Origin of the sequence: Micromonospora globispora (assembly GCF_003857015.1) — a bacterium.
GTDB lineage: Bacteria > Actinomycetota > Actinomycetes > Mycobacteriales > Micromonosporaceae > Micromonospora > Micromonospora globispora.
This window is the reverse complement of sequence record NZ_QGGF01000410.1, coordinates 23,488-49,112: the sequence shown is the minus strand read 5'-3', so window position 1 is coordinate 49,112 and position 25,625 is coordinate 23,488. Positions and strand designations below refer to the sequence as shown.

The 25,625-nt window shown below is 72.4% G+C and carries 28 protein-coding genes; 9 read left to right on the top strand and 19 right to left on the bottom strand.

The features are described 5' to 3' along the window. On the bottom strand, nucleotides 1-583 hold a 583-nt coding region (locus DKL51_RS22185), incomplete at its 3' end, for a hypothetical protein (protein ID WP_260428620.1). Nucleotides 584-807: 224 nt separating this feature from the next. On the opposite strand from DKL51_RS22185, the gene DKL51_RS22180 reads away from it, so the two are divergent. Then, nucleotides 808-1,323, top strand: a complete 516-nt coding sequence (locus DKL51_RS22180) for an SRPBCC family protein (RefSeq protein WP_165823229.1) — start codon at nucleotides 808-810, stop codon at nucleotides 1,321-1,323. A 25-nt stretch (nucleotides 1,324-1,348) separates the two neighbouring features. On the opposite strand, the gene DKL51_RS22175 is transcribed toward DKL51_RS22180, so the two are convergent. Both DKL51_RS22175 and DKL51_RS22170 read right to left on the bottom strand, forming a co-directional pair. Further along, nucleotides 1,349-1,687, bottom strand: coding sequence for an MmcQ/YjbR family DNA-binding protein (locus DKL51_RS22175; RefSeq protein ID WP_109947012.1), 339 nt, complete (start codon nucleotides 1,685-1,687; stop codon nucleotides 1,349-1,351). Further along, the gene (locus tag DKL51_RS22170) at nucleotides 1,681-2,382 is read right to left on the bottom strand and encodes a DUF2786 domain-containing protein (RefSeq protein ID WP_109947013.1); all 702 of its coding nucleotides are present in this window, start codon (nucleotides 2,380-2,382) and stop codon (nucleotides 1,681-1,683) included. Before DKL51_RS22170 ends, DKL51_RS22175 begins: the two co-directional genes overlap by 7 nt. Before the next feature lie 126 nt (nucleotides 2,383-2,508). Here DKL51_RS22170 and DKL51_RS22165 point away from each other — a divergent pair, with 126 nt between their 5' ends. Then, nucleotides 2,509-2,931, top strand: coding sequence for a hypothetical protein (locus DKL51_RS22165; RefSeq protein WP_109947014.1), 423 nt, complete (start codon nucleotides 2,509-2,511; stop codon nucleotides 2,929-2,931). Between the two features lie 45 nt (nucleotides 2,932-2,976). Here DKL51_RS22165 and DKL51_RS22160 read toward each other — a convergent pair whose 3' ends face one another. Next, a complete protein-coding gene (locus tag DKL51_RS22160) occupies nucleotides 2,977-3,366 on the bottom strand; it encodes a hypothetical protein (RefSeq protein ID WP_109947015.1) in 390 nt (129 codons plus the stop codon). Nucleotides 3,367-3,532: 166 nt separating this feature from the next. Between DKL51_RS22160 and DKL51_RS22155 the strand changes: the two genes are divergently transcribed. Then, nucleotides 3,533-4,867: an ABC transporter substrate-binding protein gene (locus tag DKL51_RS22155; protein WP_109947016.1), complete on the top strand. Its 1,335-nt coding sequence runs from the start codon at nucleotides 3,533-3,535 to the stop codon at nucleotides 4,865-4,867. Between the two features lie 58 nt (nucleotides 4,868-4,925). On the opposite strand, the gene DKL51_RS22150 is transcribed toward DKL51_RS22155, so the two are convergent. Both DKL51_RS22150 and DKL51_RS22145 read right to left on the bottom strand, forming a co-directional pair. Further along, a complete protein-coding gene (locus tag DKL51_RS22150) occupies nucleotides 4,926-5,669 on the bottom strand; it encodes an enoyl-CoA hydratase/isomerase family protein (protein WP_109947017.1) in 744 nt (247 codons plus the stop codon). Beyond that, nucleotides 5,666-6,523 carry a 3-hydroxyacyl-CoA dehydrogenase family protein gene (locus DKL51_RS22145; protein ID WP_109947018.1) on the bottom strand — a complete coding sequence of 286 codons (858 nt, stop codon included), beginning with the start codon at nucleotides 6,521-6,523 and terminating at the stop codon, nucleotides 5,666-5,668. The genes DKL51_RS22150 and DKL51_RS22145 overlap by 4 nt, the downstream gene beginning before the upstream one ends. A 165-nt stretch (nucleotides 6,524-6,688) precedes the next feature. On the opposite strand from DKL51_RS22145, the gene DKL51_RS22140 reads away from it, so the two are divergent. Further along, nucleotides 6,689-6,976 carry a hypothetical protein gene (locus DKL51_RS22140; protein WP_109947020.1) on the top strand — a complete coding sequence of 96 codons (288 nt, stop codon included), beginning with the start codon at nucleotides 6,689-6,691 and terminating at the stop codon, nucleotides 6,974-6,976. A 41-nt stretch (nucleotides 6,977-7,017) separates the two neighbouring features. Here the strand turns inward: DKL51_RS22140 and DKL51_RS22135 are convergent, their stop codons facing one another. Further along, nucleotides 7,018-7,800 (bottom strand): class I SAM-dependent methyltransferase, encoded by a 783-nt coding sequence (locus DKL51_RS22135; protein ID WP_109947034.1) that lies wholly within the window; start codon nucleotides 7,798-7,800, stop codon nucleotides 7,018-7,020. Between the two features lie 54 nt (nucleotides 7,801-7,854). Between DKL51_RS22135 and DKL51_RS22130 the strand changes: the two genes are divergently transcribed. Further along, on the top strand, nucleotides 7,855-8,235 hold the full coding sequence (locus DKL51_RS22130; protein ID WP_109947021.1) for a PPOX class F420-dependent oxidoreductase: 381 nt from the start codon (nucleotides 7,855-7,857) through the stop codon (nucleotides 8,233-8,235). 90 nt (nucleotides 8,236-8,325) lie between these two features. Here DKL51_RS22130 and DKL51_RS22125 read toward each other — a convergent pair whose 3' ends face one another. Both DKL51_RS22125 and DKL51_RS22120 read right to left on the bottom strand, forming a co-directional pair. Next, nucleotides 8,326-8,535: a BldC family transcriptional regulator gene (locus tag DKL51_RS22125; RefSeq protein WP_007073996.1), complete on the bottom strand. Its 210-nt coding sequence runs from the start codon at nucleotides 8,533-8,535 to the stop codon at nucleotides 8,326-8,328. Between the two features lie 252 nt (nucleotides 8,536-8,787). Then, the gene (locus tag DKL51_RS22120; protein ID WP_109947022.1) at nucleotides 8,788-9,627 is read right to left on the bottom strand and encodes a DUF8083 family protein; all 840 of its coding nucleotides are present in this window, start codon (nucleotides 9,625-9,627) and stop codon (nucleotides 8,788-8,790) included. A gap of 175 nt (nucleotides 9,628-9,802) precedes the next feature. Here DKL51_RS22120 and DKL51_RS22115 point away from each other — a divergent pair, with 175 nt between their 5' ends. Together DKL51_RS22115 and DKL51_RS22110 are read left to right on the top strand one after the other, a co-directional pair. Beyond that, nucleotides 9,803-10,885, top strand: coding sequence for a Glu/Leu/Phe/Val family dehydrogenase (locus DKL51_RS22115; protein WP_109947023.1), 1,083 nt, complete (start codon nucleotides 9,803-9,805; stop codon nucleotides 10,883-10,885). 298 nt (nucleotides 10,886-11,183) lie between these two features. Next, nucleotides 11,184-11,399 (top strand): DUF3073 domain-containing protein, encoded by a 216-nt coding sequence (locus tag DKL51_RS22110; protein ID WP_109947024.1) that lies wholly within the window; start codon nucleotides 11,184-11,186, stop codon nucleotides 11,397-11,399. A 145-nt stretch (nucleotides 11,400-11,544) separates the two neighbouring features. Here DKL51_RS22110 and amcA read toward each other — a convergent pair whose 3' ends face one another. The 5 genes from amcA to DKL51_RS22085 all read right to left on the bottom strand — a co-directional run bounded on the left by amcA (nucleotide 11,545) and on the right by DKL51_RS22085 (nucleotide 16,262). After that, entirely contained in the window at nucleotides 11,545-11,781 is a 237-nt protein-coding gene (amcA, locus tag DKL51_RS22105; protein WP_109947025.1) for a multiple cyclophane-containing RiPP AmcA, read from the bottom strand. After that, nucleotides 11,750-12,853: a cyclophane-forming radical SAM peptide maturase AmcB gene (gene amcB, locus DKL51_RS22100; RefSeq protein WP_311768077.1), complete on the bottom strand. Its 1,104-nt coding sequence runs from the start codon at nucleotides 12,851-12,853 to the stop codon at nucleotides 11,750-11,752. The genes amcA and amcB overlap by 32 nt, the downstream gene beginning before the upstream one ends. Nucleotides 12,854-12,983: 130 nt before the next feature. Beyond that, the gene (purM, locus tag DKL51_RS22095) at nucleotides 12,984-14,138 is read right to left on the bottom strand and encodes a phosphoribosylformylglycinamidine cyclo-ligase (protein ID WP_109947027.1); all 1,155 of its coding nucleotides are present in this window, start codon (nucleotides 14,136-14,138) and stop codon (nucleotides 12,984-12,986) included. A gap of 63 nt (nucleotides 14,139-14,201) precedes the next feature. Next, entirely contained in the window at nucleotides 14,202-15,743 is a 1,542-nt protein-coding gene (purF, locus tag DKL51_RS22090; protein ID WP_109947028.1) for an amidophosphoribosyltransferase, read from the bottom strand. Nucleotides 15,744-15,908: 165 nt separating this feature from the next. After that, a complete protein-coding gene (locus DKL51_RS22085) occupies nucleotides 15,909-16,262 on the bottom strand; it encodes a sterol carrier family protein (protein ID WP_109947029.1) in 354 nt (117 codons plus the stop codon). Nucleotides 16,263-16,469: 207 nt separating this feature from the next. On the opposite strand from DKL51_RS22085, the gene DKL51_RS22080 reads away from it, so the two are divergent. Continuing rightward, nucleotides 16,470-18,326 (top strand): carboxypeptidase regulatory-like domain-containing protein, encoded by a 1,857-nt coding sequence (locus tag DKL51_RS22080; protein ID WP_243420712.1) that lies wholly within the window; start codon nucleotides 16,470-16,472, stop codon nucleotides 18,324-18,326. Nucleotides 18,327-18,548: 222 nt separating this feature from the next. On the opposite strand, the gene DKL51_RS22075 is transcribed toward DKL51_RS22080, so the two are convergent. The 4 genes from DKL51_RS22075 to purS all read right to left on the bottom strand — a co-directional run bounded on the left by DKL51_RS22075 (nucleotide 18,549) and on the right by purS (nucleotide 23,076). Further along, nucleotides 18,549-19,301 (bottom strand): 2-phosphosulfolactate phosphatase, encoded by a 753-nt coding sequence (locus tag DKL51_RS22075; protein WP_109947036.1) that lies wholly within the window; start codon nucleotides 19,299-19,301, stop codon nucleotides 18,549-18,551. Between the two features lie 4 nt (nucleotides 19,302-19,305). Then, the gene (purL, locus tag DKL51_RS22070) at nucleotides 19,306-22,065 is read right to left on the bottom strand and encodes a phosphoribosylformylglycinamidine synthase subunit PurL (RefSeq protein ID WP_109947030.1); all 2,760 of its coding nucleotides are present in this window, start codon (nucleotides 22,063-22,065) and stop codon (nucleotides 19,306-19,308) included. A 67-nt stretch (nucleotides 22,066-22,132) separates the two neighbouring features. Beyond that, the gene (gene purQ, locus DKL51_RS22065) at nucleotides 22,133-22,816 is read right to left on the bottom strand and encodes a phosphoribosylformylglycinamidine synthase subunit PurQ (protein ID WP_109947031.1); all 684 of its coding nucleotides are present in this window, start codon (nucleotides 22,814-22,816) and stop codon (nucleotides 22,133-22,135) included. After that, nucleotides 22,813-23,076, bottom strand: a complete 264-nt coding sequence (gene purS, locus DKL51_RS22060; protein WP_109947032.1) for a phosphoribosylformylglycinamidine synthase subunit PurS — start codon at nucleotides 23,074-23,076, stop codon at nucleotides 22,813-22,815. The genes purQ and purS overlap by 4 nt, the downstream gene beginning before the upstream one ends. A gap of 502 nt (nucleotides 23,077-23,578) precedes the next feature. On the opposite strand from purS, the gene DKL51_RS22055 reads away from it, so the two are divergent. Next, a complete protein-coding gene (locus DKL51_RS22055) occupies nucleotides 23,579-24,040 on the top strand; it encodes a YbjQ family protein (protein ID WP_185734881.1) in 462 nt (153 codons plus the stop codon). A 142-nt stretch (nucleotides 24,041-24,182) separates the two neighbouring features. Here DKL51_RS22055 and purB read toward each other — a convergent pair whose 3' ends face one another. Continuing rightward, a complete protein-coding gene (gene purB, locus DKL51_RS22050; protein WP_124812438.1) occupies nucleotides 24,183-25,607 on the bottom strand; it encodes an adenylosuccinate lyase in 1,425 nt (474 codons plus the stop codon). Between the last annotated feature and the right edge of the window lie 18 nt (nucleotides 25,608-25,625).

Genomic DNA, 25,625 nt, shown 5'->3' with positions numbered 1-25,625 from the left:
GCTGCTGCGCCTGCGCACCCGGGCCGGTCGGTGGTTCGGGCGGCTGGGGTCCGGCGGACGGCGCCGGGGGCGTCGGGCCGGGTTCGGCGACCTGCTCCCGCAGCGTCCGGTCGGCGACCGCGCCCACCGTCCCGAGCTGCTGGCCCGTCTGATTCACCATGGGTGCCGCCGCGCCGCCGGCGAGCTGCTGCGCCGCCCGGTTGACGTCGTCGATGCTGAGCGCGGCCGTCCGGGCCAACGCGTCGATCACCTGCGGGTTCCGGTCGATGGTGCTCAACGCCCGGTCCAGGATCGCCACCAGCTTCTCCAGCCGCACCTTGAGCAGCGCCTCGGCGCTCACCCCGGCGACGTCCAGCTCCGCACCCTGCAGGTGCACCCGGACCCCCGCGTCGATCTGGAGCAGGTTGGCCAGCCGGGCGCGCAGTGACAGGTCCGCGTCGAGCCCGTCGACCGCCAGCCGGATCTGGTCGACCGTCACCTCCGGGATGTCGAGCAGGACGTCCGGCTCGCCCGCCCCACCCCGTTGGGTGAGCCGCTCCCTGGTCGGGTCCGGTTCCTGTTCCGTCGCTCCGCTCTCGCTCATGCTCCCCGCTCCCCGCTGGCCCGTCTCGCCGGGCCGGATCAGCCGCGGTTACCCGGTTTCGGGTACGGCATCCGTGCCGGGTCCGGGTGCCCGCCGCCCGTCCGAGTGCCCACCCCGGCACGTCGTACGCCCGGCGGCCGCGCTCAGAGAACGTTCTCCCGAGCCCCGAGAGGGGGCACACACGAAGCTGCGCACCGAGGCATCAGCCGGTATGGTCCGGGCCTATGGGACAGGAGATGGCCGATCCGGATGAGGTCCGTCAGGAGTTCGACCGGTTCTCCCTCCGCAGCAGCCTCTTCGCCCCAGCCTCCGCCGAGCAGGCGTTCGCGGTCTTCACCGAGTCACTGACCGACTGGTGGGTACGCGAATACACCTGGTCCGGGCCGGAGGCGCTGGCCGAGCTGGGGATCGAGCCGCGGGCCGGCGGCATGCTCTACGAGATCGGCCCGTACGGCTTCCGGAGCGACTGGGGTCGGGTCCTCACCTGGGATCCGCCCCGACGCCTGGTCTTCACCTGGCAGATCGGCCCGGACCGGGTGCCGGTGCCGGACCCGGCACGGGCCAGCGAGGTGGAGGTGCTCTTCGTGCCCGAGGGGCCCGACCGCACCCGGGTGGAGGTCGAGCACCGCGACTTCGACCGGCACGGGGAGGCCGCCGAGGGTTACCGGAAGGCGTTGACGGCCGGCTGGCACGACCTGCTGTGCCGCTACCTCGCCACGGTGGCCCGGCGCACCACCTGAGCCCGGGTGCCGGATCGCGCGGCCGTCATCCGAGATGGGCGGCGGCCACCCGCTTCGGCACCACCATCCGCCACGCCTCCACGACGATCTCCCGCAGCTCGGATTCGTCGATCGCGGCCAGCCGGACCCGCACCCAGTTGTAGCGTTCGTCGGCTGGCTCGGGCATCAGGAACTTCTCCGGCTCGGCGGCCACCAGCCCGGCCCGCTCGGCCCGCGGGAAGGCGAAGCCGAGCAGCGTCTCGTCCCGGGACAGCGCCAGGTAGACGATCCGGCCGACCCGGAACTTGACCCGGTCCCGGACCAGGGCCTCCTCGGTACGCGGAAGGGGCCGGGCGATCCGGCGTACGTCGTCGACGGTCACCATGCGATCCCCCTCGTCGGGCCGGTGGTGACCCCGGTGCCACCGAGGTCGGCGCGGCGGCCCGCCTCGGCGCCGGAGCCGAAGCCGCTGCCGGCCAGCCGGCGCGGTGCCGCCGTCCGCAGCCGCGGGTAGACCTCGGCGAGCCGGCGCTGCACCCGGTCGGAGCGGTCGGCCAGCACCAGCGCCACCGAGGGTGCGCCCGACTCGACCACCGCATCGGCCTCGGCTGCCCGCAACCGGTCCGCCACCGCGTGGGCGAAGCCGGCCAGCCAGGTACGGCGGAAGGCGGCCGGATGCTCACCCGGCGGTACCGGCTTGCCGGCCAGCCCGTGCGCCGCCTGCACCAGCAGCGAGGTGAAGAGCAGCTCGACCCGTTCCAGGTCGCTGGCGAAGCCGAACAGGTGCATGGCGAAGCCGGCGCCCTGCCGGCGGCGTACGCAGCGGCAGCGCATCGGGTCGGCCACCGCGGCCAGCAGGCCGACCTTGTCCCGGGCGTACGGGGCGACGACGTCGACCACCCGGTCGCCGACCGGGTCGGTGGCCGGATCGCGGGCGGCGAGCAGCGCCCGGTCCACGCCGTAGCGGGCGACCAGCTCGGTCGCCTTGGCGGTGAAGGCCGCCGACTCGGCCGGCGTGCAGGCCGGGTCCTCGGCCTGGGCCAGCAGCTTGCGCACCTTGCTGAGCATCGCCTCGGACATGCCACCACAGCTACCACATCGCTGGGACGGTTCCGGGGCAGACGCGGCGGACATCGACCGCTACCATCTTCACGCTCAGCTCCCTGACCGCAACTCAGGGTTCATCAATCCCCTCTGGAGGCACGTATGGCATCCCCGGTCGCCCGTCTGCTCGCCACGACGGCGGCGCTGTCGCTGCTCCCGTTCGGTTCCCCCGCCCAGGCCGCCCCCGACGACCCCGAGACCAGCCTGGCCGGCTCCGCCGCCACCTGCTACGGCGGCGCGGTGCGCTCGTACTTCGAGACCGGCAGCTGGGGCGGGGAGGCCGGCTCCTACCGCACCACCACCCGCTGCCGGGACATCAACGTCCGCAACGCCAGCGACTTCGACACCAAGGCGTGCGTGGTCTTCGTCGACCGGACCAACAGCTGCAACTACTGGACCTACCTGCCGGCGAGGTCCGGCTTCCGCACCGTGGCGACCAACGTCCGCGACGGGGTCGACTTCCGGGTCCGCTTCGCCAACCCGCGCTACGAGCACGAGCCGCTGGTCGCGTACCACGCCTTCTGACGCCGCCGGTCGCGCGGCGCCCGTCCCCCGGCGGGCGTCGCGCGGTCAGTCGCCCCGGCTGCGCAGGGTGGCCACCGTCGAGCCGGCCAGGGTCAGCAGGCAGTCCGGCAGCAGCCCGTCGGCCGCCGCCGCGCCGAAGAGCGCCTCACCGGTGTCCGCGTCGTCGTTGGCGTACGCGCTGACGAACCGGGCCACCCAGCGGGTGTCGTAGGCGGCCTGGTCGATGCCGGGAAAGTCCAGGGCACAACCGCCGGCCGGCGTGGCGTCCCCGACCATGGTGGCGGCCAGGCACCAGGCCACCCCGTACGCCCCGGCCAGCCCGGCGCGGTCGACCACCGCGTCGAAGGTGCCGACCACCGCGTCGCCGTCCCCGGCCAGTGCCGAGCGGAGCACGGCGGTCGCGTCATCCAGCGTCTGCTGTGCGTGGTCGGTCACCCGCGGAACAGTAGGACGACCGGTCAAGTGGTGACCAGCGTACGGCCCGGTCGTCACGCTGCGTGACACTCGGAGTCGGGCTGCCGACGGAGCGACCTCCACGGTCCCGCCGGCCGCCACGGCACGCTAATGTGCGCAGCGGACCTTCGCCCGAGGAAGGACGACGATGCTCGTATCACGCGGTTCCCGCACGGCCACAGCACTGGCCGCTGCGGCACTCCTGCTCGCCACCAGCGCATGTGGGAGTGACAAGCCCGAGGGGGCGGCCACCACCACCCAGGTGCGCCTCTACGGCTCCGACGGCAACATGCTCAATTCCTTCGCCACAGAGTTGAAGGACCGCGCCGACCTCGTGAACGGCATGAAGGGCACGACGCCGCTGACCCCGCTGCCGGAAAGCTTCAAAGAACGGCTACGCACCGTAGACCCGAAGCTGACGGACTACCTCTACGCCGCGGAGACGTACGACGCGGTGGTGGTCAGCGCGCTGGCCGCCCAGCTCGCCGGCAGCACCGACGCCGCCGCGATCGCCAAGCAGATCGTCGGGGTGACCACCGGCGGCGAGCGCTGCGACGACCCGGCCGCCTGCCTGCAACTCGCCGCGCAGGGGCGGGACATCGAGTACCGGGGCGTGTCGCTGACCCGGGCGGGGTTCACCGACGCCGGTGAGCCGGCCACCGCCAGCTACGCCACGCTGCACTTCGACGACCAGAAGGTCGACGACGGCAAGACCGAGTTCGTCGGCGCCGGCGACGAGTCGGCGGCGAGCAGCAAGACCCCGCCGCGGGGGAAGAAGCAGCGCAAGTCCGCCACGCCGCTGATCCTCGGCGGGCTGCTGCCGCAGACCGGTGACCTGGCGATCGCGAACCCGCCGATGGCGGCCGGTGCCGCACTCGCCGTCAAGGAGGTCAACGCGGCCGGCGGGGTGCTCGGCAAGCCGGTGGTCTGGATCGACGGTGACGACGGCACGAACCCCGACGTCGCGAAGGCCACCGTGGCCTCGCACATCGCCAAGGGCGTGCAGGTCTTCATCGGCGCCGGCGCCTCCGGAATCTCCCGCGCGGTCCTGCCGGACGTGGTGGCCGCCGGGCGGGTGCTCTTCTCCCCGTCGAACACCGACGCCGGGCTGACCACGGTGGACGACAAGGGTCTCTACTTCCGTACCGCCCCGTCCGACATCCTCCAGGGCCGGGCCCTGGCCGACGTGATCCTGCGCGACGGACCGCACAAGATCGCCATCGTGGCCCGCAAGGACTCCTACGGTGAGGGCCTCCAGGAGAATGTGCGCGCCGACCTGGAGCGCGCGGGCATCGGCGCCGACAAGGTCAAGCTGCTGACCTACGAGCCGCCGGCCGACGCGGACGCAGCGCCGGTGGACTTCACCGCCGGCGCCAAGGAGATCAAGGACTTCGGCCCGGACGCCGTACTGATCATCGGCTTCGGCGAGTCGGCCCACGTGATCACCGCGCTGGCCGACGCCGGGGTGCAGATCCAGCACTGAGCGACGACGAAGGCCGCACCGGGCGAACCGGTGCGGCCTTCGTCGTGTCGAGCTCTGTTCAGCGGGAGCGACGCCGCTCCAGGAACTCGGTCATCCGCCGGTGCTTCTCCTCGTCCTCGAAGAGCACCGCCTGGCTGAGCAGGTCGAGCTGCGGGTGCGCGGCGGGCGGGGCGTCCACGGCCAGCTTGGTCAGCCGCAGCGCCAGCGCCGAGCCCTTCGCCATCTCGTCGAGGAGCTGGTGGGCGGCGGGCAGGAGCTCCGCCGGCTCGGCCACCACGCGGTTGACCAGGCCGATCCGCAGCGCCTCGTCGGCGTCCACCCGCCGGCCGGTGAAGAGCAGTTCCTTGGCCCGGGCCTCGCCGATCAGCGCCGGCAGGCGGTGGGTGGCGCCGGCACCGGCCAGGATGCCCAACCGCACCTCCGGCTGGCCGAAGACCGCACGCGCCGTGCACACCCGCAGGTCGCACGCGTACGCCAGCTCGGCGCCGCCGCCCAGCGCCGGCCCGTCCACGGCCGCCACGGTCGGCATCGGCAGCGCCCGGATCCGGGCGAACGCCGCGGAGTTGATCGCGGCGAGGGCGTCGAGCCGGCCGCGCTCACGGAGCTGGCCGATGTCCGCGCCGCCGGCGAAGATGCCCTCGGTCCCGCCGGTGAGCAGCAGCAGCCGCGGCCGCGCCTCCAGCTCGGCGCAGACCTTGTGCAGTTCGGCGATCAGGTCGGCGTCGATGGCGTTGCGCTTCTCCGGCCGGTCCAGCGTCACCACCAGCCGGTCCGGCAGCTCCTTGATCCTCAGCCCGCTCACTGCTTGACGCCCCCTTCCCAGCGGTAGAAGCCCTGGCCGGACTTCTTGCCCAGCCTGCCGTCGGCCACCATCTGCTCGAGCAGCGGCGGCGGCGCGAACCGGTCCCCGTACGCCGCCTGGAGGGTGCGGGCGATGTCGAGCCGTACGTCCAGCCCGACCAGGTCGGTCAGCTCCAGCGGGCCCACCGGGTGGCGGTAGCCGAGCACCATCGCCTTGTCGATGTCGGCGGGGCTGGCCACCCCGTCGGCGACCATCCGGATCGCCTCCAGTCCGAGGGTGACCCCGAGTCGCGAGGTGGCGAAGCCCGGCATGTCCCGTACGACGACGGGGTCCTTGCCCAGCCGCGTGGCGAGCGCGACGGCCGCGGCGGTGGTCTCCTCGGCGGTGGCCGGGCCGACCACGATCTCCAGCAGTGCCATCGCCCACACCGGGTTGAAGAAGTGCAGCCCGAGGAAGTCCTCCGGCCGGTCCAGTCCGGCGGCGAGCTCGCCGATCGAGATGCTGGAGGTGTTGCTGCCGAGCAGGGCGGGGCGCAGGGCGGCGGCCTCGCGGAGCACCGCCCGCTTGAGGTCGAGCCGCTCGGGGACCGCCTCCACGATCACGTCCGGCCCCTCGGCGACCTCGGCGAGCCCGGCCCGCAGGGTCAGCCGCTTCCGGTTCGCCGCCGCTTCGTCGGCGGTCAGCTTGCCGCGCTGCACCCCGCGTTCCCACAGCTCGCCGAGGCGCTCGACAGCGGCGGCGCCGCGCGCCGGGTCCACCTCGACGAGTTCGACGGCGTAACCGGCGCCGGCCGCCACGTAGGCGATGCCGAGCCCCATCGTGCCGGCTCCGACGACCACAAAACGACCACTCATGACGTCCCCTCGCCGCGCGCGGTGGCGCGCGGGGTCTCCGCCGCGCCCGGCCGCCCGCTCCGCTCGTTCATGGGTGCGACCCTAGGCGGGGCCGGCCCGGGCGGTATGCGTGGGGGCCGACCGGATCGGGTACAGACGGCCGTCAACGCCAAGGGAAGGACTGACATGAGCCAGGCACCGGAGAGCGCGGAGAGCATGGAGACGGTGGAGACCCGCGGCGACGACCGCGTCGACCTGCTGCGCGCGGACACCAACAACGACGGCAAAACCGACGTGTGGGTGGTCGACACCGACGGCGACGGCAAGGCCGACCTGTTCCAGTTCGACACCGACGGTGACGGCAAGGTGGACATCACCATGGTGGACATCGACGAGGACGGCACCCCGGACGAGGTGGTCGACGGCGACGGCGGTCTCCCGCCGGAGCAGCACACCCCGACCGTCCAGGTCTGAGCGGCGACGACGGCCCCCGGGGCTCGCCCCGGGGGCCGTCGTCACGCCCCGGCCAGCTTGAGGGTCGCCAGATAGTACGGGGCGTCGCGGTCGTCCACGTCGACCAGCCGCCACGGCGAGCCCTGCACCAGCTCGGCCAGCTCGTCGACCGAGCACACCAGATAGTCGAACCACTCGGTGCCGAGTTCCCGGTAGCGCAGCCGCAGCCGCAACTGCCCGCCCAGCCGCCCACGCTGCCGGTTGAGCTCGTGGTAGCCGGTGTGCAACGGGTCCCGGGTGCCGTACGGGTCGGTGCCGTGCGCGATGACCTGCGCTCCCGGTCGGGCGAGCGCGGCGAGCGCGGCCAGGAACCCGGGTGCCCGGTCCCGTCCCTCGATCAGTCCGAGGTTGTTGCCGAGCAGCAGGAAGGTGTCGTACCGCCGGCCGTCGGCGACGTGCTCGTCGACCGTGCCGTGCACCAGGTCGCGTACGCCCCGGTGCCGGCAGACCCGCAGCGCCCCCGCCGAGGTGTCCAGCCCGGTCACGTCCACACCCCGGTCCTGCAGGTGCAGCGCGATCCGGCCGCCGCCGACCCCGATGTCCAGCGTTCGGCCGCGCACCCGGTCCACCGCCCGGTGGTCGTACGGCAGCCACTCGGACGGCGGGTCGAGGTAGTGGGCGGAGGGCGCCCCGTTGATCAGTCCGTCGTCCCGCTCGATGATCTCGATGACCGGGCGGGGGTACCGCCCACCGACCAGCGGGCGGGGCCCGATCCCGGTGGCCACGGCGTACGCGTCGCGGATCATCTCGCCAAACACGTCGCCGATCCTGGGTTCCCCGGTCACGGCGATCACGCTATCCGGGCTGCGCGCGGCTGTCGCGGCCGTATCCTGAGCGGCGTGACCGAACTGGACCGCTTGGCGGCCGAGAAGTACGTCCTGCTCACCACCTTCCGCAAGGACGGCCGGGCGGTGCCGACCCCGGTCTGGGCGGTCCGGGAGGGTGACGCGCTGGCGGTATGGACGGTGTCGGATTCCGGCAAGGTGAAGCGGATCCGGCGGGACGGCCGGGTCACGGTGGCCCCGTGCGACGTGCGAGGTCGGCCGCGCGGCGGGGCGGTGCCGGGGCACGCGACGATTTCCGACCCGGCCGGCACCCGTCGGATACGTGATCTGTTGAAGCAGAAGTACCGGCTGATCGGCCGGTTGAGCCTGCTCGGCAGCCGGCTGCGCCGGGGCGAGCGCGGCACGGTCGGGCTCCGGATCGTCCTGGAGGAATGACCCCCGACACGAGTCAGGGGCGGCGGATCGACGCTGTCGCGTACGTCCGGCCGCCCCTGATCGGAACGTCTGGTGAAATCGTCCGGGTCTTCAGTCTCCCTGACGCTGCTGCGGGATCTGCCCCTGCAGCAGGGCCCGGACCTCCGACTCGCGGTAACGGCGGTGGCCGCCCAAGGTCCGGATGGCGCTGAGCTTGCCAGCCTTGGCCCACCGGGTCACCGTCTTCGGGTCGACACGGAACATCGACGCCACCTCGGCCGGCGTGAGTAGCGGCTCTGGTTCGTGCGTTCGCGATGCCATCGGGTCACTCCTCCACATGTATAGACATCGGCCGGGGTCCCGCCGGCCGACGCGTCTCCCATGGTCCGGCTAGTCCCCGATGTCCGACATGGGCCGAACGGCTGAAGGTCCCTAGACGGACGGATGAACCATGCCCGATTTTTACGACTTTTATGCCGCAGAAGCTACCTTATTTGGACTCATGATCGCTGTTCGTGATGCGTCAACTACGAGCGTTTCTCGGATCGAGGGCGCTCGGTAGGACATTTGCGACTAGTTGCACCGCTCCAGCAGCTGCACGGCACGCCACCGGGCGACCAGCTTGTCGTACGCCGCCGAGGCCTCCTCCGCCTCGCCGCGGGACAATCCGGCCAGCCCGGTCGCCACCAGGTCGGTCGAGTCGTCGGCCGCGAGGGTCTCGTCCGGCAGCAACTGCACCAGGCCGCCGTAGTCCAGCTCGACCACCGAGCGCGGGTGGAACTCCTCCAGCCACCGGGCGGCCTCCTCGACCGCCTCGGTGATCGGCGCCTCGCCCACGGACTTGCGCAGCACCGACAGGGCCCGGGACGACCGGCGGCGGGCCTTGGAGATCTCCGTCCGGTAGCGCAGGGCCCGCCGGGCCGGATCGGTGACGAAATGGCGCTCCGCCGACTCGAAGAGCACGAACCAGCGCAGCGGCACGCCCCAGGTCGCGATCTGCTCGTGCACCCGGGGTACGCCGTGCTCCAGCACCCGGGCACCACTGCGCCAGTCCTCCACCACCGCCTTGGCCTGCCCGGCCAGGATCGGCGGCACGAAGGCGTCCGCGAGCACCGAGGGCACCCCGTCCCGGGCGCTCAGCGCCGCCTCGGCCACCCGGATCCGCAGGTTCCATGGGCAGACCAGCAGGGTGTCGTCCGTCTCCAGCACGTACGCCTCGTCGGGCAGGTCGGGCAGCCGGGTCCAGCCCGCGCCGAGCGCCTCGATCACCGCCGTCCGCTGCCGGACCGGCCCCTCCAGCGGGGCGATCGCGCGGCCCTCGTTGACGTACCGGCGCCAGTACGACTGACGGTCCCGGTCGAAGGCGGTCAGCGGCTCGTACACGCGCAGATAAGAAGCGAAGAGCGACGGCACGGCGCGATCCTCCCACGAGTCGGCACCCGCACGTCGTCCGGCGCGGCGCGGACACGTGACGCGGGCGACAGTACGGCTCCGGCCGATATTAGGCTCAGCATCACCGGCAGCATCCCGCCGGCGTGCCAGCAGGTCCGCGCCCCACAAGGACGCACACCGACACAGGAGTTCAGCCATGGGCGTTTTCGCCAGCACCGAAGACCCGGGATCGACCGGTCACGAACAGGTCGTGTTCTGCCAGGACAAGCAGTCCGGCCTCAAGGCGATCATCGGGATCTACTCCACCGCGCTGGGCCCCGCGCTCGGCGGCACCCGGTTCTACCCGTACGCCAGTGAGGCGGACGCCCTCGCCGACGTGCTCGATCTGTCCCGCGGGATGGCGTACAAGAACGCCCTGGCCGGCCTCGACCTGGGCGGCGGCAAGGCGGTCATCTGGGGCGACCCGGAGCAGATCAAGAGCGAGGCGCTGCTGCGCGCGTACGGCCGCTTCGTGGAGTCCCTCGCCGGGCGGTACTACACCGCCTGCGACGTCGGCACCTACGTCGCCGACATGGACGTGATCGCCCGGGAGACGAAGTACGTCACCGGCCGCAGCGTGGAGCACGGCGGCGCCGGCGACTCCTCGATCCTCACCGCCTGGGGTGTCTTCCAGGGCATGCGGGCCGCCGCGGAGCAGGTCTGGGGCACGCCGAGCCTGAAGGGCAAGCGGGTCGGCGTGGCCGGCCTGGGCAAGGTCGGCAAGTACCTGACCGGCCACCTGCTGGACGACGGTGCCGAGGTGGTGGCCACCGACGTCAACTCGAAGGCCCTGGAGTGGGCGCGCACCACCCACCCGCAGGTCGAGCTGTTCGACGACGCCGCCGCGCTGGTCGCCGCCGACATCGACGTGTACGCCCCGTGCGCGCTGGGCGGCGCCCTCAACGACGACACCGTGCCGGCGCTGCGCGCCAAGGTGGTCGCCGGTGCGGCGAACAACCAGCTCGCCCACGCGGGCATTGAGAAGGTCCTGGCCGACCGGGGCATCCTCTACGCCCCCGACTACGTGGTGAACGCCGGTGGCGTGATCCAGGTCGCCGACGAGATCGAGGGCTTCAACTTCGAGCGGGCCAAGCTGCGGGCCACCCGGATCTACGACACCACCCGGGAGATCCTCCGGCTCGCCGACGACGAGGGCGTCCCGCCGGCGGTGGCCGCGGACCGGCTCGCCGAGCGGCGGATGGCCGAGGTCGGCCGGCTGCGGATGATCCACCTGCGCTGACCGTCACCCGGGGGCGGGGCGCCGCTCCGCCCCCGGGCACCTGACGCGGAGGGCGGCGGTAAGCTGGACATTGGGAGGCTTCGTGCCGGTTTGCCCGCTGTCACGGGCGGTCCAGCATCCGCTCCTTACCGGGTACACTGGGTGACGGTCGGATAACTGCGACTCGCAGGTCCGGCTGACGGTAACCCGAGGTGCCGAACGGTGGCATCCCCATGTACCGTAAGAGCCACGAGAGATGCCTGACGTCATCGGGGCCCGCCTTCGGGCTGCCCCGCATTCTGTGCGAGGGGGTCGAGCCATGGGGCGCGGCCGTGCTAAGGCCAAGCAGACTAAGGTGGCCCGGGAGTTGAAGTATCACTCCCCGAACACCGACCTCACCGCCTTGCAGCGCGAGTTGGCGGGTGCTGGTAAGTCTGAGCACAACTTCGACGACGACTACAAAGAGTATGTCGACGACGATGATGAGGATCACGCGGACGAAGACCCGGACACCTGGGCCCGTCCGACCCGCTGACCTCCGGTCGCAGCTGAGCACGCGGTAACTCCCCGCGTGCTCACGCATGTGCCCACCTTGAGCGGCGTAACCGACGATCAGGGACCTCGCCATGCCGGATGCCCTCCGGCTGGATCGGCGGGTCCCTGATCGCGGACGCGTACCCTCAGCGGGGCCGGTTGTTCCAGTTGTAGAACGTCGGGATGTTCTCGAAGTGGTTCCAGGCGCAGACCGCGCTGGCACCGTCGCCGCCCGACACCTCCGCCCGCAGCCGGCGCGCCACCTCGGCCTCGTGGAGCAGTGCGGTCAACCCCACGGCGGCTTCCCGCACCCGGTCGGCGACCCGGTCCGGGTCGGCTCCCCCGACGCGCTCAGGCTGCCGGTGACTGGTGGTCTCGGGCATGCTCCAACACTCCCTCCAGTAGGTGGATCTTGCTGTTGCGGCAGTGCTCCGTCTCCGTACCGGAGAACCGCCCCTGCTCGAAGTAGCGGTTGGCGGCGTGGCCGCCCCCGCAGAAGCCGAAGTACGGGCAGGACGACCGGCACGCCTCCACCCCATCGAGGAACTCGCTGACCCAGGGCGTCCGGGCCGCGTCGGCCAGGATCTCGTCCAGCGGGGTCGCCAGCACGTTGCCGCTGCTGAAGTCGCCGTACCGCGGGTCGGTGAAGCCGGCCAGCTCCGGCGAGAGCACGATCACCGAGCCGTCGTGACCGACGGTGGGGATCGGGTCGAGCCGGCGGGGCAGCAGCTCGTCCGCCGTGCCGTCGAGGACCGCCGCGGCGTACCGCAGCGACCACTCCACCTCCCGCAGGTGGATCCGGGGCTCCCGCCGCCAGGCGGCCACCAGTTCCGCCCAGAACGCCCGCACCGCCGGGGCGTCGTGGGCGTTGCCGCGGGTGTTGACCCCCTCGGTCTCCTCGATGTTGATCCCAAGGACGTCGCAGCCGAGGTCCAGGAAGTAGTCGTACAGCTCGGTGGCGAGGCCCGGGCCGGGCCGGGAGACCACCGCCAGCGCCGAGAAGGGCAGCCCGTGCCGACGCAGCGCCCGCACCCCGGCCAGGATCCGGTCGTACGCCGGCCGGCCGCCCCGGGTGACCCGCTCCCCGTTGCGCTCCCGCGGCCCGTCCACGCTGACGCTCACCCGGATCCGGTGCTCGGCGAAGAACTCGCACCAGGCGTCGTCGATCAGCGTGGCATTGGTCTGGACGTGGTGCTCCACCTCCGGGCCGAACGGCGCCAGCAGGGCCGCGAAATGCTCCCGGCCGGCCGCCAGCGGCTCCCCGCCGTGCCAGACCACCGAGAAGCGGCCGGCCGCCGCCCACGGGTTCACCGACGCCGCCACCGCCTCGGCCACCGGCACCGGCATCCGCCGGTCGACCGCGCGCATCGGCAGGTAGCAGTAGGCGCAGTCCAGGTTGCAGAGAGTCGTCGGCTGCATCACCACGTACGAGGGGACGGCGGCGATGCCGCGCATCCCCGTGAAGGCGTGCGCCCGAGCAGCCATCGGCCCTCCTCCCCCGTGCCCGAAGTGCCCTTCAGGCTAGGCGGCGATGGCCACTCGGGTGAACCCCTGATCAGGTGCCCGGCTGATCACCGGAGAGTGATCAACCCCGGGTATGCTGGCCGATCATCTGCACGTTGCCGGAGCCCTCGATGATCTCGCCGGCCTGCCAGGCGTCCACGCCGCGGCCGGTGAGGGTCGCCAGCGCCCGGTCGGCGTCCTCGGCCGAGACGATCGCGAACATGCCGACGCCCATGTTGAACGTGGCCTCCATCTCCGGGTCCTCGATCCGGCCCTTGGACTGGATCAGGTCGAAGATGGGCTGCGGCTTCCAGGTGGAGCGGTTGACCACCGCGTCGACGTGCTCGGGCAGGATCCGGACCAGGTTGCCCGGGATGCCGCCGCCGGTGACGTGGGCCAGCGCCCGCACCTCGGCCTCGGCGATCAGCTTGAGGCAGTCCTGCGCGTAGATCTTGGTCGGGGTGAGCAGCTCCTCGCCGAGGGTGCGCTGCCGGCCGAAATCATCGATCACCACGTCCAGCCGCATCCGCCCGGCGCCGAGCAGCACGTGCCGGACCAGGGAGTACCCGTTGGAGTGCAGGCCGGAGGAGCGCATGGCGATGACCACGTCGCCCACCTCGACCCGCTCCGGGCTGAGGATGTCGCTCTCCTCGACCACGCCGACGCCGGTGGCGGAGATGTCGTACTCGTCCGGGCGGAGCACGCCCGGGTGCTCGGCGGTCTCCCCGCCGAGCAGGGCGCAGCCCGCGTACCGGCAGCCGTCGGCGATGCCGGCGCCGATCTCGGCGACCTTGTCCGGCACGACCTCGCCGGTGGCGATGTAGTCCAGCAGGAAGAGCGGCTCGGCGCCGCAGGCCACCAGGTCGTCCACGACCATCGCGACCAGGTCGATGCCGACCGTGTCGTGGATGTCGAGCTGCTGGGCGATCACCAGCTTGGTACCGACGCCGTCCGTCGAGGAGGCCAGGATCGGGTTCTTGTACTTCTTCGTGTCCAGCCGGAACAGGCCGGCGAAGCCGCCCAGGTCGCCCATGACCTCCGGTCGCCGGGTCTGCCTGACCTTCGACTTCAGCAGCTCGACCGCGCGGTCACCCGCCTCGATCGACACCCCGGCGTCGGCGTACGAGACCGAGCGTTTGCGCCCCGTGCGACTGGTGCCGGCCGTCCAGGGCTGGCGGTCGCCGCCGGCGCCCGTCGGGCTGGTTCCTGCGCCGCTGCGCTCGGACACGTGGGTCACGGTTCTCCCCTTAGTGGTTCTCGCGGAGTGCACCGGCGGTGCCGGTACCCGCGTCGGGTGGTGCTATGGGCGGTGTGTGGCAACGCCGCCCGGAGTGGCGACGAGCGGGAGGGCGGTGTGCCCGGTGGCCCCGGACGCCTCGGCGGCGACCCGACGACCCACTCCTTCGAGCACGTGCTTGCCGATCAGGTTCCCGGCCGGCAGCTCGATCGGGTACTCCCCGTCGAAGCAGGCCCGGCAGAGGCGGGTCTTCGGCTGCTCCGTCGCGGCGATGAGACCCGGGAGCGAGACGTAACCCAGTGTGTCTGCGCCGATGGAGCGCCGGATTCCCTCGTTGTCCAGCCCGTTGGCCAGCAGCTCCGCCCGGGTGGCGAAGTCGATGCCGTAGAAGCAGGGCCAGCTGACCGGCGGCGAGGAGATGCGCACGTGCACCTCCAGCGCCCCGGCCTCGCGCAGCATCCGGACGATGGCCCGTTGCGTGTTGCCGCGCACGATCGAGTCGTCGACGACCACCAGCCGCTTGCCGCGGACGTTCTCCCGCAGCGGGTTGAGCTTCAGCCGGATGCCGAGCTGGCGGAGCGTCTGCGACGGCTGGATGAAGGTCCGCCCGACGTACGGGTTCTTCATCAGGCCGGCGCCGTAGGTGATGCCGGACTGTTCGGCGTACCCGATGGCGGCCGGGGTGCCCGACTCCGGCACGGGGATGACCAGATCGGCCTCGACCGGGTGCTCCTTGGCGAGCTGGCGGCCGATCTGCACCCGGGCGGCGTGCACGTTGCGCCCGGCGATGGTGGCGTCCGGGCGGGCGATGTAGACGTACTCGAACAGGCAGCCCTTGGGCTCCGGCGCGGCGAACCGGGTGGACCGCAGGCCGTCCTCGTCGATCGCGATCAGCTCGCCCGGCTCGACCTCGCGGACCACGCTGGCGCCGACGATGTCCAGCGCGGCGGTCTCGCTGGCGACCACCCAGCCGCGCTCCAGCCGGCCGAGCACCAGCGGGCGTACGCCGTGCAGGTCGCGGGCCGCGTAGAGCGTCGACTCGTCCATGAAGACGAAGCTGAACGCGCCGCGCAGCTGGGGCAGCACCTCCAGGGCGGCCGCCTCGACGGAGAGATCCGGCCGGCTGGCCAGCAGCATGGTGACCAGGGAGGTGTCGTTGGTCGAGCCGTCGGAGTGCATCCCGCGCTCGGCCACCTCGCGCTGGAGCTCGGCGGTGTTGACCAGGTTGCCGTTGTGGGCCAGCGCGATGGTGGTGCCGGCGGTGGTCGCCCGGATGGTCGGCTGGGCGTTCTCCCAGGTCGACCCGCCGGTGGTGGAGTAGCGGGCGTGGCCGATCGCGAGGTGGCCGCGCAGGCTGGCCAGCGTCGGCTCGTCGAAGACCTGGGCGACCAGGCCGAGGTCCTTGTAGACCACCACGCCGGAACCGTCGCTCACCGCGATGCCGGCGGCCTCCTGGCCGCGGTGCTGCAGGGCGTAGAGCCCGAAGTAGGTGAGGTTGGCGACCTCCTCCCCGGGCGCCCAGACGCCGAAGACGCCGCAGGCGTCCTGGGGGCCGGGTCGCTGGGGGTCAAGGTCGTGGCTCAGCCGGCCATCGCCTCGGGGCACCTGCCGCTCCCTCATGCTGGTCTGGACTGGCCTGGGGCGGAGTCGGGAGAGAGCTCCGCACGGTGGGCCGGGGACCGTCGTCGCCTGACAGTGTACGCGAACAGCGGTCGACACTGATAGTCACGATTCGGCAGCGCTCCGTGACTCCGACGGACGTCGGTCCAGCTAGAGGGGAAGGTGCTCGGAGAGGTCGGCCCGGATTCCGCTGACCCGGACGCGACCCTCGGTGACCGCCTCCGCCCACCCCAGGCGGCCGACGGCCAGTTCCAACCAGGTGACCGGATCCATTTCCACCACGTTCGGGGGGGTACCCCGGGTGTGTCGCGGACCGGGAACGCACTGCACCGCGCCGTATGGTGGGACACGCACCTCCACCGATCGGCCGGGGGCGCGCTCCGCGAGGACGGCCAAGAGAGTACGGACCGCTTCCCGGAACACCGGCCGTTCGGGCGTACGCCCCTCGTCCAGCGCCGTCAATACCGCCGCTACCGCGGCGGACTTAATGTGCGGAGAGGACACGACGGGACGATACGACGCGACTGCACCGCCATCGACGCTGGCCCTGGGTAGAGATGATCCGGTCAGACAAGGCATAGTTGCCGACGGCGTATTCGTACCGTGAGTGATTATCCCCGGCCCGGCGCCCGCCGGCGGGGAGATCAGACCCGGAAGGCGGTGGACGTGTCAACACACCGACGTGCCTGGAATCATCGGGCCGGTGTGGTCGTGGCGCTGGTTGTCGGCGCCCTGCTCGCCGTTCCCGCCACACCAGCACTCGCCGCGCAGGCCGTGGTGCAGCCCTCGTCGATCACGGTCAACGCCGGCAGCGACGCCACCGTGACCGTGGTCATCTCGCCGGGCCCCAACGACAAGGGCGGCGACATCAGCCTGACCGGCCTGCCGTCCGGGGTCAGCTGCGCGAACGGCTGCGGCAACTTCCAGTTCAACGGGCCGCCCGGCTCGCCGAAGACGCAGTTGCTGACCCTCAAGGCCAACGACAACGCGCCGGACGCCAACACGACCGTCACCGTCCGCGTCGTTCCCGACGCCTCTGACCCCGCCACGCCGACCTTCTCGCTGACGGTCAAGGCCAAGCCGGCGCCCGCGCCGACCCAGGCGGAGACCGTCAAGCTGATCTCCGGCAAGGTCGTGAACGCGACGAACGGCGATCCGGTGCCGGGCGCCACGGTGATGCTGCTCGACTCGCAGCAGCACAAGTACAGCACGAGCAGCGACAGCAGCGGCAACTACCGGTTCTCCGGCTCCTCCACCAACCCGATCACCCCGGGGCGGATCGAACTGGGCGCCATGAAGGGCAACATCAACGCCACCAAGAGCGTCAACGCGAGCGCCGGGCAGAGCCTGACCGGTCAGCGGATCAGCCTGGACATCAAGGTCGCGGCCAGCCCGAGCGCCACTCCTTCGGCGAGCGACGCGGCGCTGCCGACCGACGAGGCGACCGACGAGGCCACCACCGAGGAGACCGCCGCCGAGGGCGCCGCCGGCCAGCAGGCCACGGCGAACGAGGACTCGGGCAGCTCCTGGCTGCTGATCCTGCTCGGCGGTCTCTTCGTGGCCGTCGGCGTCGGCACCATCGTGCTGCTCTACATGCGGCGCAAGAACGACGGCGACGACACCGAGGACGGAGACGGGCCGGTCGGCCCCGCCGCCGGCGTCGGTCCGGTGCCGGGTGCCCGGGGCGCCTACCGCGGTGCCGACGACCAGACCCGGGTGGTGAACGGGATGGGCGCCGGAGCCGCCCCGACGATGGTCGGTGGCGCCTCGCTCAGCGACGCGCCGACCATGATGCACCGGCCGGTCGTCGACGACGTGCCGCCGGACCCCTACGGTGCCCCACCGCCCGCGTACGGCGCCGGTGGGCAGCCGGGTTGGGCCGGCAGCGGATACGGCGACGAGGCGCCCGGCCAGGGCGGCTACGGCGGCAACGGGTACGGCAACGCGCCCTCCTCGGGTGGCGGCTACGGCAACGCGCCCTCCTCGGGTGGCGGCTACGGCAACGCGCCCTCCTCGGACGGCGGCTACGGCAGCCGGGACCACGGTGCCGGCGCGGGCGGCTACCCGCCGGCCCAGGGCGGCTACGGCGAGCGGTACGACGAGCCGACCGGCCGCTACCCCGGTGACGGCACCCAGTCGTACGCCCCGCCGGCCGACCCGTACCCGACCAGCACCTACCAGCCGCCGACGGACCAGGGGCGCGGCTACGGCCAGGACGCCGGGCAGTACGGCCGGGCCCCGGAGCCGACCAACGGCTACGGCGCGGGCGGCGGGTACGGCGCCCCGGCCGGTGGCGGCTACGACAACGGTCCCGCGAGTGGCGGGTACGGCGGCGGCCAGCAGCAGGGGTACGACGGCTACGGCCAGCAGGGCGGCTACGGCGAGGGCTACGGCCAGCAGGGCGGCTACGGGCAGCCGGGCGGGTACGGTCAGGAGCCGCCGCAGCAGCGCGGCGGTGGCTACGACCAGGGTGGCTACCACGGCGACCCGGCGCAGACCGGCCGGGGCCGCTCGGACGGACCGGGTCAGGAGCGGGGCGGCCGCCGGCTGGACTGGCTGGACGACTGACCCGGGGGGCATCCCGCCCCACTTGTGACGAGACAGTGGCCGCCCGGTGCTCCGGGCGGCCACTTCTGTCCCTGACGTGGAGATGACCTGTCCGGCCCTACGGACCTGAATTCGTGAACGAATCACGCTCATCGGGCGGTGGAGCGCCACTCGCCATCGCCGCAACCCCACCGCGGATCAGCGACGCCACAGCAATCGCCGGGACCGGGCACACCGGAGGGATCAGGCGGCGGAGAAGACGCCCTGCCGGAGCACCGGCACCACGTCCGAGACGTCGACCTGGACCGCCACCTCCACGTCGTCGGCGAAGCCGTCCTCGATGAGCTCCCGCCCGGAGACGCAGCCCCGGACCGCGGCCGGCACATCGGGCGTACTGGCCAGCGCGGCCAGCGCCATCGCCGCCTCCACCGACAGCCCACCCGGTACGCCGGACAGCGCGTCCAGCACGCTCGCCGCCCCGAGCTGGTCCTCCACGGAGGGGCGGAGCGTTCCATCGGGCCACCGCTCGCCGGCGGCGACCACGCCGATCGGGGCGTTTGTCGACCCGTACCCCTGTCGGCGCAGCCACCGCCCGACGGCACGGGCGTTGCGCAGGCAGCCCGCGACCACCGGCAGGCCGGTGGCGCTGGCGGCGGCACTGATCGCCGAGCCGTTCGGCGACGGGAGCACCAGGTCGGTGACGACCGGCGCGGTGTGCAACGCCGCCGGCGAGAGCGACCACGGATGCTCCCGGGTCATCTGCCGGCGGCCGACCGCGGCCACCGCGCCGACCCGCAGGGCGTACTCGGCGGCCTGCTCCCCCCAGGGGAACGGGTGCACCCGCATGCCACGGCCGACCGCGACCTCGACGGCGGTGGTGAACGACAGGACGTCCACCACCACCAGCGCCGCACAGACCCGGCCGAGCTCGGCCGCCCCGGTCAGCCCCCAGTCGAACCGGGCGCCGGATCCGGGTTGGGCGTATACGGCGGCCAACGCCTCAGCGTTGGTCGGGCGCGGACTGGTCCGGTTCACCGGTAGCCGTCACGGGCTCCGCCGAGCCGGCCTCGGCGGTCGCCGGGGCGTCGGAGGCGTCGTCCGTGGTCGTGGCGGCCTCCGCCGGGGCGTCCTCGGCCGGCTCCACGGCCGCGGTCTCCCCCACGCTCACCGGTGCGGTGTCCGCCTCAGCGAGCCGCGTCTCGGCGGCCGGCGCGTCGGTTTCCGGCTCGGCGGTCTCCGCCTCGGCCGGGGCCGGCTCGACGTCCACCGGCTGCTCGGCGGTCGCCGGGAAGACCGTGGTGGTCCCGGTCCGGGCCGCCTCGACCTCCACCTGAGCCGCCTCGGGCCCGCCGAAGAGCCGCGGCAGGGTCGCCGTGTGTGCGGCCCGGAGCTCGTCGAGGCCGATCCGGAACTGGCCGTGCACCTCCAGCGCACCGCCGGCCGGGTCGGTGACACCGACGAACTCCCACGGCACCCCGCGCTCGGCGCAGAGGGCGGTGAACGCCTTCTCGTGCCCGCGCAGCACCGACACCAGGACGCGCCCGGCGGACTCGCTGAACAGGAAGACGAACGGCATCGAGCCGCCGGTGAACTGATCCGGCACCGCGACCCGGGCACCGACCCCGCGGCGAAGGCAGGACTCCACCAGGCTCTGGGCGAGGCCACCGTCGGAGAGGTCGTGCGCCGAGCTGAGGTGCCCGACCCGGGCCGCCTCGGCCAGCAGGTCGGCGAGCTGCCGCTCCCGGGCCAGGTCGACCTGCGGCGGGATCCCGCCCAGGTGCTCGTGGGTCACCCAGGCCCACTCCGAGCCGGAGAGCTCCACGTGCGTCTCGCCGAGCAGGAAGAGCTGGTCGTGGTCGCCGGCCGGACGCGGCACGAAGCCCATGGACACCCGGTCGGCGACGTTGTCCAGCACGCCGAGCACACCGACCACCGGGGTCGGGTGGATGGCCGCCGCGCCGGTCTGGTTGTAGAAGCTGACGTTGCCGCCGGTCACCGGGATGCCCAGCTCGGCGCAGCCGTCGGCGAGGCCGCGGACGGCCTCGGCGAACTGCCACATCACGCCCGGGTCCTCCGGCGAGCCGAAGTTGAGGCAGTTGGTGACGGCGATCGGCTTCGCGCCGGTCACCGCCACGTTCCGGTACGCCTCGGCAAGGGCCAGCTTGGTGCCGTGGTACGGGTCGAGGCGCGCGTACCGCCCGTTGCCGTCGACGGAGAGGGCGACGCCCAGGCCGGTCCGCTCATCGATCCGGATCACGCCGGAGTCCTCCGGCTGCGCCAGCACGGTGTTGCCCAGGACGTACCGGTCGTACTGCTCGGTGACCCAGGTCTTGTCGGCCAGGTTCGGCGACGCGATCATGCGCAGCACGGTCTCCCGCAGCGCCTCCGGGTTGTTCGGCCGGGGCAGCGTCTCCGCCCGGTCGGCCTGGAGCAGGATCAGGTCGGCCGGCTCGCGCATCGGGCGGGCGTAGACCGGCCCGTCGTCGACCAGGGAGCCCGGCGGCACGTCCACCACGACCTGGTCGCGCCAGGTGATCAGCAGCCGCCCGGGCCGGCCGTCCGGCGCCGGCGGAGTGACCTCGCCGATCGGGGTGGCCAGCACGCCCCACTTCTCGGCGGTCTTGAGCACCGCCTCCAGCCTGTCCGGGGCGACGACCAGCAGCATCCGCTCCTGCGACTCGCTGGCCAGGATCTCGTGCGGCTCCATCGAGGGCTCGCGCAGCGGCACCCGCTCCAGCCAGACCCGCATGCCGGTGCCGGCCGCCGCGGCGGTCTCGGTGAGCGCGCAGGTGAGGCCGGCGCCGCCAAGGTCCTGGATGCCGACGACCAGCTCGGCGTCGTACAGCTCCAGGCAGGCCTCGATCAGCAGCTTCTCGGTGAACGGGTCGCCCACCTGCACCGACGGGCGGCGCTGCTCGCTGCCCTCGTCGAAGGTGGCGCTGGCCAGCACCGACACCCCGCCGATGCCGTCCCGACCGGTCTTGGCGCCCATCAGCACCACGACGTTGCCGGGGCCGGCGGCCTCCTTCTTCTGCAGCCGGTTGACCGGCAGCACACCGAGGCAGAGCGCGTTGACCAGCGGGTTGCCCTGGTAGCAGGGGTCGAAGACCACCTCGCCGCCGATGTTCGGCAGGCCGAGGCAGTTGCCGTAGCCGCCGACGCCGGCGACCACGCCGGGCAGCACTCGGGCGGTGTCCGGGTGGTCGGCCGCGCCGAAGCGCAGCGGGTCCATCACCGCGACCGGGCGGGCACCCATGGCGAGGATGTCCCGCACGATGCCGCCGACACCGGTCGCCGCGCCCTGGTACGGCTCGACGAAGCTCGGGTGGTTGTGCGACTCGACCTTGAAGGTCACCGCCAGCTCGTCGGAGACCTGCACCACGCCGGCGTTCTCACCGATGCCGGCGAGCAGCCGGTCGCTCGGCGGGGCCTTCTCGCCGAACTGGCGCAGGTGCACCTTGCTGGACTTGTAGGAGCAGTGCTCGCTCCACATGATCGAGTACATGGCCAGCTCGGCCTGGGTGGGCCGGCGGCCGAGGATGTGCCGGATCCGGTCGTACTCGTCGTCGCGGAGGCCCAGCTCGGCGTACGGCTGGAGCTCCTCGGGGGTGCCGGCGGCACGGGACACGGTGTCCACGCCGAGAGCCCAGTCGTCGACCGGGGCGGCCTGCGGCACCACGGTGGCCGCACGCGGCTGGGCCGGGGCGGCCGGGAAGGCGCCCGGCGTCTCCCGAACGGCCGGGTCCGGATGGGTGGTCATGACCTCTCCTCGCTGCGCTCGCCGCCGTAGCGGCGGGTGAGCCAACCGATGATCCCGCCGCGCACGGTCACGCCGGCGCCCCCACCAGGTGCTTGAGCACCGAGGTGAAGAAGCCGAGACCGTCCAGGGAGGGGCCGGTGAGGGCCTCCACCGCGTGCTCGGGATGCGGCATGATGCCGACCACGTTGCCGGCCTGGTTGGTGATCGCGCCGATGTCGCGCTGCGAACCGTTGGGGTTGCCACCGAGGTAGCGGGCGACGACCCGGCCCTCCGCCTCGAGCTGGTCCAGCGTCGCGGGGTCGGCGACGTAGCAGCCCTCACCGTTCTTGACCGGGATCAGCACCTCCTGGCCGGGCTGGAACGCGTTGGTCCAGGCGGTGTCGACGGACTCGACGCGGAGGATCTGGTCCCGGTTGCGGAAGTGCAGATGCTGGTTGCGGGTGAGTGCGCCGGGGAGCAGGTGGGCCTCGCAGAGGATCTGGAAGCCGTTGCAGATGCCGAGCAGCGGCATGCCACCCCGGGCCGCGTCCACGATCGTCTCCATCACCGGGGCGAACCGGGCGATGGCGCCGCAGCGCAGGTAGTCGCCGTAGGAGAAGCCACCGGGGAGGACGACGGCGTCCACCCCGTACAGCTGCGGGTCGCCGTGCCAGAGGCGAACCGGTTCGGCGCCGGCGATCCGGACGGCACGGGCCGCGTCCCCGTCGTCGAGCGAGCCGGGGAACGTGACCACACCGACCCGGGCGGTCACGAGTGCGCGTCCACGGTCTCGTCGGTCTCGACCAGGCGGACGGTGAAGTCCTCGATGACCGGGTTGGCGAGCAGCTTGTCGGCGATCTCCCGGGCCCGGTCCAGATCCGGTTCACCGGTGAAGTCGATCTCGATCCGCCTGCCGATCCGGACCGAGGCGACATCGTTGACGCCGAGCCGGGGCAGCGCGTTTGCGACGGCCTGGCCCTGAGGATCGAGGATCTCGGGCTTGAGCATGACGTCGACGACGACGCGAGGCACTGGGCACTCCTGACTGTGTACGCAGTTGGGTGCCGACCCACAACGGGCGAGCGCAGCCAGCCTACCTGGCAGATACCGCCCCGGCCGCACCGGCCGGGCGCAGTCCCGGCGGTGATCGACGTCGCCGACGGCCGATGGAAGCGGCGGGTGTCCCGGCCTGCGCGGAACGTGCCGTTAGCAGGCTTTACGGCCCTCCTGGAGTGGCCAAATTGTTACCTCCGGATGTCGCAGCCGGCGGCGTACACGAACATGTGAGCCATCCGCGACGGCCGATCCGTGGCCGGTCGGTTCCGGCATTCGACGGCCCTGGTGGCCGGTTTCCGACACTCCCTGCCCGTTGCGTCCGGAATGCGCGTTCCGGCCCGAACCGGCCGCGGCACGCCGTCCAGCACTGCCTGGGCCCACCCGTGCCGACCCGTCCGCAGCGCCTCGTTTCGCAGCATCCGGCCAAGTGAACAAGCCTCACGAACAGGCCATTGGCCGACCTGACAGCATCGGAAGCGTGCTGGTCGTGACGACGGAATCTCTGCCCGGCTACGAGATCCGCCAGATCCTCGGCGAAGTGGTTTCCTCGATGGCCAGGACCAGGAACCCGTACCGCGAAGGGGTCAAGAACCTCCGTGGTGGCGCCTACGACCCCATGGCGCCGGACAACCTCACCCGCTGGCGTACCGACTCGGTGGCGCGGCTCGGCGAGGAGGCCCGCCGCCTCGGCGCGAACGCGGTGGTCGGGATGCGTTTCGACAGCCGGGACTGCGGCGAGATGTGGATGGAGATCTGCGCGTACGGGACAGCGGTGATCGTCGTACCCAAGATGCCGGACGTCATGCCCTCCGACCAGCCGATGGTCGCGGCCGAGACCGCCCACGAGCCGGAGATCGTCGAGGCGCCCGGCGGTATCGCCGAGCCGGCGAGCGCGCCCAACCTGAGCTCGGCCGGGGAAACCCCCACCCGCGAACCCTGACCGCCACCGCGCTCAGACCAGGCTGGGTGGGGCGCTGCCGCTCCGGCACCGCATGATCGTCGCAACTGAGCGCTGTGACACGCCGGTAGGGACCAACGCGATCATCAGATGATCTTGTCCTGACCAACGGCGGAGGGCGCGGTCAGAGGATGGGGGGTGGGGAGTAGGTGGCCGCCTCGGGGTGGGCGGTCACCACCTCGGAGATGCGCCGGGTGACCGCGTCGACCTGGGCCGGGGCGGCGCCGACGAAGCCGGTGCGGTCGGCGACCAGGGCGTCGATCTCGGCCCGCGACAGGCCCAGCCGGCTGTCCGCGGCGAGCCGGTCGAAGAGGTCGTTCTCGGCGGTGCCCTTCTCGCGCATCGCCAGCGCCACGGCGACCGCGTGCTCCTTGATCACCTCGTGCGCGACCTCCCGGCCGACACCCCGCCGAACCGCGGCGACGAGGATCTTGGTGGTGGCGAGGAACGGCAGGAACCGCTCCAGCTCCCGGTTGATCACGGCTGGGTACGCGCCGAACTCGTCCAGCACGGTGAGGAAGGTCTGGAACAGCCCGTCGGCGGCGAAGAACGCGTCCGGCAGGGCCACCCGGCGGACCACCGAGCAGGAGACGTCCCCCTCGTTCCACTGGTCCCCGGCCAGCTCACCGACCATCGACAGGTAGCCCCGGATGATCACCGCGAAGCCGTTCACCCGCTCCGACGACCGGGTGTTCATCTTGTGCGGCATCGCGCTGGAGCCCACCTGGCCCGGCTTGAAGCCCTCGGTGACCAGCTCCTGACCGACCATCAACCGGATCGTGGTGGCCAGCGACGACGGCGCCGCGGCCACCTGGGCCAGCGCGGAGAGCACGTCGAAATCCAGCGACCGCGGGTAGACCTGGCCGACGCTGTCCAGCACCCGGGCGAAGCCAAGGTGCTCGGCGACCCGCCGCTCCAGCCCGGCCACCTTGTCCGCGTCGCCGTCGAAGAGGTCGAGCTGGTCCGCGGCGGTGCCGACCGGGCCCTTGATCCCGCGCAGCGGGTACCGGCCGATCAGGTCCTCCAGCCGCTCGTACGCAATCAGCAGCTCCTCTGCGGCCGAGGCGAAGCGCTTGCCCAGCGTGGTGGCCTGCGCGGCGACGTTGTGCGAACGACCGGTCATCACCAGGCCGGAGTGCTCGTGCGCCAACCAGGCCAGCCGGGCCAGCGCAGCGACGATCCGGTCCCGGATCAGCTCCAGCGACGCGCGGATCTGGAGCTGCTCGACGTTCTCGGTGAGGTCCCGGGAGGTCATGCCCTTGTGCACGTGCTCGTGCCCGGCGAGCGCGCTGAACTCCTCGATCCGGGCCTTCACGTCGTGCCGGGTGACCCGCTCGCGCGCCGCGATCGAGGCCAGGTCGACCTGGTCGACCACCCGCTCGTACGCCTCGACCACCCCGTCCGGCACCGGCACGCCGAGGTCGCGCTGGGCCTTCAGTACGGCGAGCCAGAGCCGCCGTTCCATCCGTACCTTCTCCTCCGGCGACCAGAGGGCGACCAGCTCGGGCGAGGCGTACCGGTTGGCGAGCACGTTCGGGATCGTCGTCACGGCCCTCATTCTCCCGTA

Excerpts from the sequence above, each read along its gene's own strand:
- DKL51_RS22180 (WP_165823229.1), top strand. The coding sequence starts at position 808 with ATGGGACAGGAGATGGCCGATCCGGATGAGGTCCGTCAGGAGTTCGAC.
- DKL51_RS22175 (WP_109947012.1), bottom strand. The coding sequence starts at position 1,687 with ATGGTGACCGTCGACGACGTACGCCGGATCGCCCGGCCCCTTCCGCGT.
- DKL51_RS22170 (WP_109947013.1), bottom strand. The coding sequence starts at position 2,382 with ATGTCCGAGGCGATGCTCAGCAAGGTGCGCAAGCTGCTGGCCCAGGCC.
- DKL51_RS22165 (WP_109947014.1), top strand. The coding sequence starts at position 2,509 with ATGGCATCCCCGGTCGCCCGTCTGCTCGCCACGACGGCGGCGCTGTCG.
- DKL51_RS22155 (WP_109947016.1), top strand. The coding sequence starts at position 3,533 with ATGCTCGTATCACGCGGTTCCCGCACGGCCACAGCACTGGCCGCTGCG.
- DKL51_RS22145 (WP_109947018.1), bottom strand. The coding sequence starts at position 6,523 with ATGAGTGGTCGTTTTGTGGTCGTCGGAGCCGGCACGATGGGGCTCGGC.
- DKL51_RS22140 (WP_109947020.1), top strand. The coding sequence starts at position 6,689 with ATGAGCCAGGCACCGGAGAGCGCGGAGAGCATGGAGACGGTGGAGACC.
- DKL51_RS22125 (WP_007073996.1), bottom strand. The coding sequence starts at position 8,535 with ATGGCATCGCGAACGCACGAACCAGAGCCGCTACTCACGCCGGCCGAG.
- DKL51_RS22115 (WP_109947023.1), top strand. The coding sequence starts at position 9,803 with ATGGGCGTTTTCGCCAGCACCGAAGACCCGGGATCGACCGGTCACGAA.
- DKL51_RS22110 (WP_109947024.1), top strand. The coding sequence starts at position 11,184 with ATGGGGCGCGGCCGTGCTAAGGCCAAGCAGACTAAGGTGGCCCGGGAG.
- amcA (WP_109947025.1), bottom strand. The coding sequence starts at position 11,781 with ATGCCCGAGACCACCAGTCACCGGCAGCCTGAGCGCGTCGGGGGAGCC.
- amcB (WP_311768077.1), bottom strand. The coding sequence starts at position 12,853 with ATGCGCGGCATCGCCGCCGTCCCCTCGTACGTGGTGATGCAGCCGACG.
- purL (WP_109947030.1), bottom strand. The coding sequence starts at position 22,065 with ATGACCACCCATCCGGACCCGGCCGTTCGGGAGACGCCGGGCGCCTTC.